Genomic DNA, 11,985 nt, shown 5'->3' on the forward strand with positions numbered 1-11,985 from the left:
ACAGGCGTCAATCAACCATGAGTTTGTCGCGATTCTTATCCAGAGTCGCCTCACCGATACCTTTGACCTCAAGCAACTCGTCAACCGAAGCGAAGTTACCGTGAGCCTCACGATAAGCCACGATTGCCTGCGCCTTGGTTGCTCCGATACCCGCCAACTCGCGCTGGAGAGTCTCGGCATCAGCGGTATTCAGATTGACGGTGACCGCCTGGGCAACCTGCACAGAGGCCGGCTTGGCTGGTTCGGTCTTCGAGGTTTCTACTGCCGAAGCAGCGAGGGAGAGGGAGGTGAGAACGGCGAATAGCACGGAGGAAAGGTAGATTTTCATCATTTTAACGTTCCTTGTAAGTGAGTAAGACGAGCACGTTAGGCTCGATCTTCAACCTAGACGCTATTTCCTCACTGTCAAATCGTGGTGGGCAGCTCCAGCTTTTCTAATCTGAACATGCGGATGGATGACTGGAGCGAGCTGATGGCGGCACAGTCCGCTTGAGCGTGTTCGAGTCCAATGGGCACACCCTCGATGCTCTGGAGCTCATCGCTCCAGCACTTGGTACCGCACGCCAAAAATGAGTTTCCACCCAGCTCAAAACCCTCAAGTCCTCGCTCACGTGGCCTACTCGCCGATTTCATTATCAATACCAGCCGAAACGGGGGCGGCGGTGATTCGACTCCTGCCGCCCCTCATCTCTTTACGCATTGAAGCCCGCATCCACTGTGATTACAGACCCAGTCATGAAGCTGGCGGCCGGACTCGCCAGGAAGGTGACGGCGGCGGCGATATCAGCTGGCGTGCCATAGCGTCCCAGTGCGGTGAACTGTCGATTGATGTCCGCCCAGGGGCCATTCGCTGGATTCTGGTCGGTGTCGATCGGCCCAGGTTGTACCAGGTTGACAGTGATCCCCTGTGGGCCAAGATCGCGGGCAAGCCCTCGCGTCAATGCCAGCATTGCGGACTTCGTCATCGAGTACACGGTCAACCCGGGAAAAGGCACGCGTTCGGCAACGCAGGAGCCAAGAGTGATGATGCGCGCGCCCCGCTTCAGATGAGGCAGGGCTGCCTGGGAAGCGAGCACGGCGGCTCGTGTGTTTACGTGTAGCAGCGCATCGATGTCTTCGAGGCTCATCTCCGCAAATGTGCCGTCTCTGGAGATGCCCACGTTGTTGACAAGAACATCCAGCCCACCAAGACCGCCGATCGTCTCTTCGATCGACCGCCGTACCGCAGCAGGGTCCGCACTGTCGGCTCGAATGGCGACGGCACGCCGACCTTTGGCTTCGATCATGCGAACCACTTCGGCGGCACGTTCCGGCGAGTTCAAAAAGGTGATCGCGACATCGGCGCCTCTGTCAGCCAGCGCCAGTGCAATCCCAGCACCGATCCCACGCGAGGCGCCCGTCACCAAGGCACGCTTGCCTTGCAGTTCCGCTGTTCGTGCAGCGCCATTCTGCTCTCCGGCAATATCGGTTTGTTTCGCAGCCGCAGCTAAGCTGGGGAGCGTGGCGGCGGCAACGCCTGCTGCTGCCGTCATCAACATGCTGCGTCTACTGATACTGGTCAGGGGGATCTCGCTCATGAAAGTCTCCTCGCTTGTGGTCGTTTCGTCGGTTGATCGTCTGTTGCCGAATAGGGGCGCAAGATAGGGTCGTTATCGAACTGCTGCCGCACGCTCCAAGCACAGGGCGTTCGGGACCAGCTGTCTTTGCCCTGTCACGGCGGCACGCTCGACCGCTGCGATCAGTTGACTGCTGTGCAATGCGTGGGCGAAACCTGGGGTGTGGTACGTGCCCGTCCTGAGGTCGCGTGCAAGACTTGCGTAAACCTCGCCCACATTGATTGCTGCGCCGGCCCAAAACTCGTCGGCCGTCGGGCTGTTCCCCGTTGCGACGGGGCGGTCGGGCAATGCAAACGGCACACTTGCCGAGAGAGTCAGGTCCCCAACCTGGACGCCTGCCAGGTGATGGCCGCGCAGCATGAGCGTGCCTTTCGCTCCGCGGACCTCCATCACGAACTGCGGGTCGTTTTCAATGCCTGCGAGGACCTGCACGGACACCGAAGCGCCCTGGCTCGTTTCGGCGATCAGGTCCAGGTGATCGGCAATTTCACGGAGAGATGTTTCGCCGGTATCGACCACACTGACGGTCGGCCAGATGAGTTTTGTCCGCGCATCGACCTCAGTGATGGGGCCTAGTACAGCCTCGACCACGTCGAGCACATGCGCGACCGTGATTGTCAGAAAGCTCGCCCCGGATGCGGCCTTGTTGAAATAGTCGTAGTTGCTGAGCGTGGTCGGGCCGTAGCCGAATGTGGTGGCTTTCACGTTCGCCGAGAGCAATGTTCCGAGCTTGCCCGACGCGATAATCTCGATGGCGCGCCTTACAGAAGGGTTCAACCGCCCCTGCAGTCCGATTGCGGTATGCAGCAACCCCGTGGCAGCGGCCATTTCTTCAGTCTCCACCAGCGTCGCGCCCAGCGGGGCTTCGCAATACACGGCTTTGCCAGCCTTCAGAGCTGCCATAACCAGGTCCCTATGCGCCGGCACTTTCACCGCAACGGTGACAATATCGATGCTGTCGTCGCAGATGAGATCGTACGGGTTCGCGTAGCAGCGTTCGGCACCGAAGGCATCGGCGGCCGCCTTGGCACTTTCTTCCTTGCGGGTAGCGACAGCCGCAAGTTTCAGTCCTGGTTGCGCCTGGATGGCGGGAATGTGGGAGGCGCCGGCCCAACTGGCCCGAATATCAGCGCCGATGATGCCGATGCGCAGAGGCATGTTTGCCATGGCATGTTCCTTCCAGTGAGAAGAGAGATGGAGACGTGAGCGGTACACGTCGGCGCACGTTGGTGTACGCAGTTGCTTGCTCGATGGAAATGACGTTACGCCGACGATTGATCTTGAAAAAGAGCCAAAAACCCACATCAGTGTTAAGTATTTATTTACAATACGTGCATGACTCCATCACTGCTCCCCTCGCTTGCGTGGTTTGCCCACATAGCCCAGCACCGCAGCTTTTCGCGTGCAGCAGAGGCCATGGGGGTTTCGCGCGCGGCGCTATCGCAAAACCTCAAGGCTTTGGAGCAGGAGCTAGGGGTGAGGTTGATAAACCGCACCACACGACACATGTCCCTGACCGAAGCGGGACAGCAATTGTTCGACACCCTGCGGCCCAGTCTTGGCGAGATCGAATCTGCCATTCGTAATCTTGGTGACGCGCTAGGGGTACCCTCCGGCCTGATCCGGATCAACACATCACGCCTGGCCGCCAAGGCTCTGATCGAACCGCATCTGACAGAGTTTTACGCGCGCTTTCCGAAGGTGGCACTCGAGCTGGTCATGGCAGATGGTCTGTCGAATATCATCGCCGACGGATGCGACGCAGGCATACGACTGGGGCAGACGCTGGCTGAGCATGTGGTCGCCGTACCGATCAGCCCGCCTCTGTCTATGGCGGTCGTGGCATCCCCGGCCTATCTCGAACGGCATGGCACCCCGAAGACACCCTCGGATCTGGCCGCGCACAACTGCATCAACTACCGGTTCGCGGGCAGCGGCGCGCTGCATGATTGGGACTTCACCGAGCCCGGCAAGAACGGAGGCCACTTCACTCAAGCGGTAACCGGAAGCCTGACCGTCAACGACGATGGCTGCATGACTCGGGCTGCCCTTCAGGGACTTGGGCTGATGCAGATCGTCGACATTGCCATCCAGCGACCACTGGCAGAGGGTCGCCTGGTGCGCGTCCTGCACGATTGGACCTATCACCATGCTGCCTTCTGCCTGTACGTATCCTCACGGGAACAAATGCCCGCCAAGATGCGTGCATTGATCGACTTTCTGGTAGAGAAACGAGGGGAGGTTCTACACCGTTAGAACGCTGATTTCGCCAAGAGCGATGCCGGCCATCTATCTGGACTATTGATCGGAGCGGTTCGACTCACAGCCGGCTGAAGCGCGGAACATCCATACAGCAGCATAGAGATCACCGTAGCCAAACCCGGCGCCAATCTCCTCTCCGCCAACGGGCAGCCGATGGGACGGGGTTAAGCCCCCCATAGGCCCAAGCATCGACCTGGCTAGATACGGAATTGTTGCACCAGGGAACGAAGGCGATCACCTACGCTCGACAGACTACGCGCAGCCTGAGCGCCCTGCTCGGCCTCGCCGGCCACACTGTCCACGGCGACGGCTATCTGATGCACGCTGCGATTGATCTCCTCGGCCACTGCCGTCTGCTCCTCCGCGGCGCTGGCGATCTGCGCGTTCATCGCATTGATGGTGGCGATCAGCTGAGCAATGGCATCGAGCGACTCGCCGGCCTTGTTGGCCTGCTCGCTGGTCTGCTCGCCCGCATCGCTGGAACGGCGCATCGAGGTCACTGACTGCTGGGTGCCCTGCTGCAGGCGGTCGATCATGCCCTGGATTTCCTGGGTGCTTTGCTGGGTGCGGCTGGCCAGCGCACGCACCTCATCGGCGACCACGGCGAAACCGCGCCCAGCCTCACCGGCACGCGCGGCTTCGATGGCGGCGTTGAGCGCCAGCAGGTTGGTCTGCTCGGCGATGGAGCGGATCACGTCGAGCACGCTGACGATGGACAGCACGTCCTGCTGCAGGTTGTCGAGCGATACACCGCTGCTGCGGATGTCCTCGACCAGCGAGTGAATACGCTGGATGCTACCATCGACCACACTTTTGGCTGCCTGCCCTTCGCGGTCGGTCTGCTGCGCGGCTTCGGCGGCGCTCTGTGCGCTCTTGGCGACTTCGTGAGCGGCGGCGGACATTTCGTTGATCGCCGTGGCCACCTGATCGGTTTCATGGCGCTGCTGCCCCATGGCCTGTTCGGAGCGCTGCGCTTGCTCCGCCACCTGGCCTACCAGAGCAGTCAGTTGCCCGGTCATTTCGGCGATCTGCCTTACCAGGTCGTGGATCTTCTCGACAAAGCGATTGAAGGAACCGGCTAGTTGCCCCAGCTCGTCCTGGGTGGTGACGGGTAATCGACGGGTCAAGTCGCCCTCACCTGCGGCGATATCGTCGAGGTTGGCTTTGATCTGTTGCAGCGGGCGCACGAAACCGCCAGCCAACCAGACCGCCAGCGCCACGATGACGATCAGCAGCATCAGGGCCAGCCCAAACATATCGATGACCAGCGAACTGATGCGCTGGTGCATTTGCGCTTCGAACGCTTGAACCTGCAACTCGATGTCGTCCAGGTTCACAGCCGTACCGATGATCAGGTCCCACTTCTCCAGATACTGCGCATAGCCGATCTTCGGCACCGGCTCGTCGCGGCCGGGTACCGGGAAGGCATACTCAAGAAAATGCGTCCCGTCCCTGGCGACCCGCACCAGTTCGTTGATCACGTAAAGCCCGTTGGCGTCGCGAAAGTCTCGGAAACTCTCACCGATGCGCACATCCTTGTCGGACCAAAAAACCCGCACGCTCTGCGAGTCGTAACCCCAGAAGTAATCTTCCTTGGCGAAGTTCATTCGTTTCAGCAGCGCTACAGCTTCGTCGCGCGCGCGCATGTCACCCAGTGCTGAAGCCTGATAAATGCCTGCAATCGCCGCGTTGGCGATCTGCACGTAGTTCGCCAGCACCGCGCGACGGTCTTCGTGCATACGCTCACGAGCCGCCTCGGTCTGCTCGTCTGCCAGCTTGTTCAGGATGGCGACGGTCAGGCCACTGAGCAACGCGACCAACAACAACACGGGAATCACGCTCAGCAAGAGAATCTTGGTACGAATGGAGAAACGCATGGGGGAAATTCCTTGTTATTAGCGCCCACCTACATCGCGGCTAGATAACGTAAAACCTTATGAGCGCCAATTGGAAAATCGTCGAATTCCCCATGCGAGCTATTTCAAAATGCGAACAGCAAGGAGAGTGTCAGATCAGAAAGGTGCAAAACACGTCACCGATGCCAAAAAGCTCAGGGTAAGTTGGATCAGAGCTTGTATCCGCCGCTGGCTTCGATCACCTGTGCGGTGAGCCACCGGGCATCGTCGCTGGCGAGAAACGCAACGATCGCAGCAATGTCCGAAGTTTCGCCGAAACGCCCCAGGGCGGTATCGGCCTCTATTGCCTTGACCATTTCGGCGTTCTCGCGCACAGCTGCATTCATGTCTGTGCGTGTCCAACCTGGTGCCACGGCGTTCACAGTGATCCCGCGCGGCCCGAGTTCCATAGCGAGGGCATGGGTCAGGTTGTTGATAGCTGCCTTGGCCATCGAGTAGACGGGAACGACCGGCAAGGGACGCGTGGCCAGACCGGAAGATATGTTGATGATTCGCCCGGCATCGGAAAGACGGCTCAACGCCGCCTGCACCATGAAGAACGGCGCCCGTGCGTGCACCGCGAACATCGTGTCCCAACTGCCTGGCGTCGCATCTGCGAGGCCGCCCCAGCCTGGATTACCAGCGTTATTGACCAGGATATCCAGGGTATTGCTGCCAGTTCGCTCAACGAGTTGCGCATCGAGTGCTTCGAACAAGGCAGGGATCGCCGATGCATCAACGAGGTCGGCATGAAGGGCAAAGGCGCTCCCGCCTGCTTGCTCGATAGCGGCAACGACCTCGTCGGCGCTCGCCTTGCTCGAATTATAGGTAAGGGCGACAGTCGCCCCTTCTTGTGCAAGCCGTTGAGCAATGGCGCGACCGATACCGCGCGAGCCTCCGGTGACAAGAGCAGTCTTTCCAGCAAGTGGCTGTGACATTGGGTAATTCCTCAGTAAAAGAATCTTGGTTTGATCGCCAGCGCTGGTTTGGTCTATGTCAAACAACTCGCTCACGCATAATGGGACCTGGGCTCGCTTCGATAACCGCAAACGCCAGGCGAATCAGATCGGCATCGCCCTGGTATTCGTGCGCTGCAATCTGATGCAACAACACACCGAGCTGCTCAAGCTGGCGCGCAACTTTCAGAGGACCGGCATTAACGGGATTGAAACCGGCGTCTTCAATCAGCCCCCGCACGACCTGCCCTGCTTCCTGATCGTCAGTCACGTAAAAGACATTCGCCTTGAACGGCGAATCCGCCCAGGCAGTTGCTTCCAGTACCGGGGCAGCCAGCAGGCTGAAGGCTTTCACCACCCGGGCTTCGGGAAGTCGTTCCTGCAGGTATTCGGCGGTCGAGCTATCGCGCATGAAAGCGTGATCGTGAAAGTGTTCGAACTCATCGGTTACCCCGAGCGGGTTCATGGTTTCGATCACGATCTTTCCGTTGAGCGCGTCGCCCACGGCTTCGATCACGGCGTCTGTCCGCGGCCAGTAGACCGAGAACAGCACAGCCTCGCCAAAGTCGGCCGCCTGCTCAATGGTTCCAAGTCGAGCACGCTCGCCAAGCTCGACCAGCAGCGGAGCAATCTTGCGATCTTCCCCGTCCTTGGCGAGTAGCAAAGTGTGATCAGCTGCGGCCCATGCGCGCGCGAGTCGACTGCCAATGTTGCCGGTATTGAGGACACCTATTTTCATTGCACTCTCTACTGTCATTCACTGTGGGAGACAGCACTTTAGGCACTCGAATAATTTTGTTAAATAGCAAAAATATCCAAATACTGTTGTCTTAAAAAACAACAATAAAAAAGCAATAAATACAGGCTAAAAGTTGCCGCAAGCCAAGACTTGCGGAGAGGTTGGCGGATACTGGTGTAGAAGATGCGCCACCCAGATCAGGTGCTTGGCCAGTAAAAGATGGGGAAATAAGACAGTGCAAGATGATATGAGCCTGGGCACCTTAAGAGGTGCCCAGGCTGGAAAGGCTACTGCTTGACTGTATCGGCGCTGGCCTGCTCGAGGAACAGATCGATATGAACCTGAGGCATACCGTCTAGGGTTCCACCAATCGGGGACGGACGCACTGCATTGCCAACAAGCACCAGGGCCTCTTCGACAGATACAGGCTCGCCCGGTTGCTGATAGATACGCTTGGCTTCATCGCTGCTCACGCCATCCGGAACGACGGGAGCGTAGCGCCAGAAGTAAATTGGTGTACCTGGCTCGATGCGCCAGCTTTCTGCGAGCGAACCCGCGTCGGCTACGTCGTAGCCGATCGCCTCGATGAAACGCGCCACAGTTTTCTTCGCCAGCGCGTCGTCGCCAGCGATTGGCAAAGCAGTTCGATCGATGCTGCCTTTGGGGCGGGCATTGCTCTGCATGTGGATCCAGCTGAGGTTATGCAACCCCTTGATCAGCTTCGCCCCGCGAAGGTGGCGCTGCATCAATTCACTAGAGGTAAGCTGAGCATCGTCGAGATCCTCCCGACGGAAACCACCCATACCCGGGTAATAGTTGGTCTGATCGAGTACAACCTTACCGACAAACTTGTCGGACGGCAGATTTTCGAAGGCCGCCAAAGGGATGGCGATAGAGACAATGTCTGCCGCCGCAATCGCTTCGTCGACCGTTCCTGCGCGTGCCAGTGGGCCGAGTTGCTTGACCAGTTCCAAGAGTGATTCAGGCCCGCGCGAGTTACTGATCACCACCTCGTATCCTGCAGCCACAGCAAGACGTGCGACGGCCTTACCTACCAGGCCAGAGCCGATGATTCCGATTGTTTCTGTCATTTCATGTCCTTCGTCGATGGTGAGCGACTGTCTGTTTCGAGACCTTGCATACAGCGCCCTTGGTGCATGAGGCAGAGCCGATGAGCGATTGCCGGCACAGGCGCAATAGCCGCATCACTCCTCCCTGCGACAGCCCCAATGGAAATTGGGTAGCCGTTGCGTGAGGGGCACTGTAAAGTTGCTCAATAGATCGATAAACCCCGCAAACAGACACAAACTGTTGTCCATGACCACATCAATTGACTTGCCAGAAATGAAGGTTTTCGCAGCCGTTGTCACTGACGGCTCATTCACGGCGGCAGCGGAGCGACTTGGCACTGACAAGGCCCGTATCAGCCGTATCGTCCGGCGCATGGAGGAAAAGCTCGGTGCCAGGCTGCTGACCCGATCGACACGGCGCCTGAGCGTGACCGAGGTGGGTCGCGACTATTTTGAGCGTGCCGTCAGTATCCTGACGGCTGCAGAAGCAGCAGAAGCGGCGGTTGCGCAGCAATCCAGAGAGCCCAAAGGGCTGCTCAAGATCACAGCGGGCTCAGAATTCGGGCCGATGGTAGTGGACAAATGGATCGCAGCATTTCTGCGCGTAGCCCCCAAGGTCACCGTCGAGGTGGAATACACCAATCGACTGGTGGACATCATTCATGAAGGATTCGACGTCGCGATTCGCGTAGGGACGCTGGAGGACTCGGGGCTCTCAGCACGAAAACTGGGCGAAGTCGTCTATGGGCTCTATGCCAGTGTTGATTACTTGGAAGAGAAACCCGCTCCGTCCGCTGTTAGTGATTTGAAACGTCATGATCTGATCATGAAAACCACTCGCGGCCGCGCCAACTGGTCTCTCGTCAACAGCTCCCAGACGGAGAAGATCGCAGTGCCTCCTCGCTGCGCGGTCAACAGCATGATCGCCGCGAAGAATCTGGTACTCGAAGGCCTTGGAATCGCCCAGCTACCTCGATTCATGGCTGAGCCTTACGTGACGGATGGGGCCTTGTCACCCGTGTTACCCGAGTGGGCAGAGATTCCAGCGCCGGTACATGCCGTATTCGCATCCAGCCGCTACATGGATCCCAAGGTGCGCCGCTTTGTGGATCTCTGTGTGAGTATGTTTGCCAGCAATATAAGCAGTACCAAGTAACAATGATCTACGGATCAGCGTGCCTGACCATCCATCCTTCTAGTGATCTGACGGCCAGGTAGCCAGCGCCTGCTCGATAACCATCTCCAGCATCTCCCGACTGAAGCCTGCCTTGGCCTGTACTGCCATGCCGTGGAGGACTGCACATATATACGCTGCCAATACCGCGCAGTTGGCCGTTGCAGGAAGGTCTCCCTCTCGCTGAGCTCGCTCGAAGCGCTCACGCAGAGCTGCTTCACCTGCGGCACGGGCGTCGATGAGCGCCTGGCGGATAGGCTCCGCATCGTCAGAGCCGGCGATCGCACCATGAATGCCTAGACATCCAGTGTGCTCTGGGTAACGGGTATTCAACTCGACCGCACTACGCAGGATGTGTTGCGCCACTCGGCGCGAACTCGGCTGTTCCAACGCTGCAGGGAAGAAAGCTAGGTAATGCGCGTAGTAGCGCTCGAGAGCGCGCAGGAAAAGCGCTTCCTTGTTGCCGAAGGCTGAGTAGAGCGCAGGCCGCTCAACGCCTGTCGCCTGCGTCAGGTCGGTATATGACGCACCTTCATACCCCTTGCGCCAGAAAACGGTAAGCGCAGCGTCAAGTGCCTGATCCACGTCGAACTCGCGATGACGTCCCATTTTCTGCCACCTCAGCCATTTCATAACGGTCAATATTAAATCTCTTGACGCACCAAGTCCAAAAACATAACGTTCGTTACCGTAACAACCATTACACAACCTAGAACATCACTAATCGATACGAGGTTTCATATGCAAAAGCCATTGTCAGGTAAGGTCGCGCTGGTTACTGGCGGCTCTCGCGGCCTGGGTGCTGTCACGGCCCAAGCGCTTGCTGAGCAGGGGGCAGATGTTGCAATCAGCTACGTGACCTCTGCCGACAAGGCAGAAGCAGTAGTGGCAAAGCTCAAAGCCAAAGGCGTTCGTGCCCTGGCGATCAAGAGTGATCAAGCCGATATGTCCGCTGCGAAGCCACTGATCGATGAGGTGCTCGCTCACTTCGGCAAACTCGACATCCTCGTCAACAACGCCGCTATCGCCGTACAGGGCAAGACCGTTGACGACCCAGCCCTGGACATCGAGAACCTCGACCGGCAATGGCAGATCAACGTCATGGGCTCGGTGGCGGTTACCCGCGCGGCCGCTCCTGCTCTTTCGAATGGCGGGCGGATCGTCTTCATCGGTTCCCTGCTCGGTACTCATGTGCCCTTCCAGGGTGCTGCCGATTACGCAGGTTCCAAAGCCGCTCTCATTGGCTATGCCAAGGGCGTCGCACGAGACCTGGGTGGTCGTGACATCACTGTGAACGTCGTCCAACCCGGCGTCATGCCCACCGACATGGCCTCAGAGGTGCTAGGCGATGATGGCGCGCCCGCCGCATTGCTTGACCTGCATCCAATACGCCGCATCGCTACGCTTGAGGAAGTATCAGCCGTGGTCTGCTTCCTGGCTGGCCCCAATGGCAGTTACATGACTGGCGGCGTGATTGATGTGGCGGGCGGACTGAGTATCTGACCCTCTAACCCGTCATCGGATGAACCTGGGCGATAGCGGCGCTTAATTCCGCCGCTGTCTCCCCATACCTGAAATGAAGCATATGACCACAATTGGCATCATCGGCGCTGGCGAAGTCGGCAGTCAGATTGCACGTGCCGCCATCGCGAGCGGCTACCAGATTGTCATCGCCAACTCACGCGGCCCAGAAACGCTCAAGGATCTGATCGACGAGCTAGGGCCATCCGCGCGCGCAGCGACGGCAGCCGAAGCCGCGGCACAGGGCGACTTCATCGTCATTGCCGTACCGCTCAAGCGAGTCAATGACATGCCGACAGCGGAGCTGGCCGGCAAGGTTGTGATCGACACCAATAATTATATGATCTGGCGAGACGGCCATTACCCACAGATAGACTCTGGCGAGAAAACTGCTCACGGACTGCGGCAGGAGCAGCTTTCAGAGTCCAAGGTGGTGAAAGCTTTCACCCATATCCAGGCACCTCGCATCACCCTATGGAGTCGTCCCAAGGGTTCACCGGATCGCCTTGCCTTGGCGCTTTCCAGCGACTTCCCCGAGGCAGCACAGTGGGTAGCGCACCTGTACGATCAATTTGGTTTCGACGCCGTTGATCACAGCCCGCTGAGCGAATCCTGGCGCAATGCACCCGGTCAACCGGCCTGGCGGCAAGACCGGCAGACCTTGGCCGAGCTGAGCGCCAATCTCGCCAAGGCAGATCCGGCGCTTACCACCAATGGTGGTTGACGCCTTCATTGTCCGTCTCTGCTGTTGC

The 11,985-nt window shown here is 58.7% G+C and carries 12 protein-coding genes; 4 read left to right on the plus strand and 8 right to left on the minus strand.

Going from position 1 to position 11,985, the window contains the following annotated elements:
* Positions 1-7: 7 nt before the first annotated feature.
* The 3 genes from JWV26_RS23790 to JWV26_RS23800 form a co-directional block, all read right to left on the minus strand.
* Positions 8-331, minus strand: a complete 324-nt coding sequence (locus JWV26_RS23790) for a ComEA family DNA-binding protein (RefSeq protein ID WP_017676622.1) — start codon at positions 329-331, stop codon at positions 8-10.
* A gap of 361 nt (positions 332-692) precedes the next feature.
* Positions 693-1,577, minus strand: a complete 885-nt coding sequence (locus JWV26_RS23795; protein WP_206417964.1) for an SDR family NAD(P)-dependent oxidoreductase — start codon at positions 1,575-1,577, stop codon at positions 693-695.
* 72 nt (positions 1,578-1,649) lie between these two features.
* A complete protein-coding gene (locus tag JWV26_RS23800) occupies positions 1,650-2,783 on the minus strand; it encodes a Gfo/Idh/MocA family protein (RefSeq protein ID WP_206417965.1) in 1,134 nt (377 codons plus the stop codon).
* A 249-nt stretch (positions 2,784-3,032) separates the two neighbouring features.
* On the opposite strand from JWV26_RS23800, the gene JWV26_RS23805 reads away from it, so the two are divergent.
* The gene (locus JWV26_RS23805) at positions 3,033-3,872 is read left to right on the plus strand and encodes a LysR family transcriptional regulator (protein WP_241201323.1); all 840 of its coding nucleotides are present in this window, start codon (positions 3,033-3,035) and stop codon (positions 3,870-3,872) included.
* Positions 3,873-4,075: 203 nt separating this feature from the next.
* On the opposite strand, the gene JWV26_RS23810 is transcribed toward JWV26_RS23805, so the two are convergent.
* The 4 genes from JWV26_RS23810 to JWV26_RS23825 all read right to left on the minus strand — a co-directional run bounded on the left by JWV26_RS23810 (position 4,076) and on the right by JWV26_RS23825 (position 8,559).
* A complete protein-coding gene (locus tag JWV26_RS23810; protein ID WP_206417967.1) occupies positions 4,076-5,755 on the minus strand; it encodes a methyl-accepting chemotaxis protein in 1,680 nt (559 codons plus the stop codon).
* Between the two features lie 188 nt (positions 5,756-5,943).
* Positions 5,944-6,786, minus strand: a complete 843-nt coding sequence (locus JWV26_RS23815) for an SDR family NAD(P)-dependent oxidoreductase (protein ID WP_241201246.1) — start codon at positions 6,784-6,786, stop codon at positions 5,944-5,946.
* A complete protein-coding gene (locus JWV26_RS23820) occupies positions 6,770-7,468 on the minus strand; it encodes an NADPH-dependent F420 reductase (protein ID WP_206417968.1) in 699 nt (232 codons plus the stop codon). Before JWV26_RS23820 ends, JWV26_RS23815 begins: the two co-directional genes overlap by 17 nt.
* 287 nt (positions 7,469-7,755) lie before the next feature.
* Entirely contained in the window at positions 7,756-8,559 is an 804-nt protein-coding gene (locus JWV26_RS23825; protein WP_206417969.1) for an NADPH-dependent F420 reductase, read from the minus strand.
* Positions 8,560-8,785: 226 nt separating this feature from the next.
* Between JWV26_RS23825 and JWV26_RS23830 the strand changes: the two genes are divergently transcribed.
* Positions 8,786-9,694: a LysR family transcriptional regulator gene (locus JWV26_RS23830; protein WP_241201247.1), complete on the plus strand. Its 909-nt coding sequence runs from the start codon at positions 8,786-8,788 to the stop codon at positions 9,692-9,694.
* A gap of 39 nt (positions 9,695-9,733) precedes the next feature.
* Here JWV26_RS23830 and JWV26_RS23835 read toward each other — a convergent pair whose 3' ends face one another.
* Positions 9,734-10,321, minus strand: coding sequence for a TetR/AcrR family transcriptional regulator (locus JWV26_RS23835; protein ID WP_206417970.1), 588 nt, complete (start codon positions 10,319-10,321; stop codon positions 9,734-9,736).
* 132 nt (positions 10,322-10,453) lie between these two features.
* Between JWV26_RS23835 and JWV26_RS23840 the strand changes: the two genes are divergently transcribed.
* Both JWV26_RS23840 and JWV26_RS23845 read left to right on the plus strand, forming a co-directional pair.
* A complete protein-coding gene (locus JWV26_RS23840) occupies positions 10,454-11,215 on the plus strand; it encodes an SDR family NAD(P)-dependent oxidoreductase (protein WP_206417971.1) in 762 nt (253 codons plus the stop codon).
* 73 nt (positions 11,216-11,288) lie between these two features.
* On the plus strand, positions 11,289-11,957 hold the full coding sequence (locus JWV26_RS23845; RefSeq protein ID WP_241201248.1) for an NADPH-dependent F420 reductase: 669 nt from the start codon (positions 11,289-11,291) through the stop codon (positions 11,955-11,957).
* The last annotated feature ends 28 nt before the right edge of the window (positions 11,958-11,985 follow it).

The sequence above is a fragment of the Ectopseudomonas toyotomiensis genome, assembly GCF_017167985.1.
GTDB lineage: Bacteria > Pseudomonadota > Gammaproteobacteria > Pseudomonadales > Pseudomonadaceae > Aquipseudomonas > Aquipseudomonas toyotomiensis.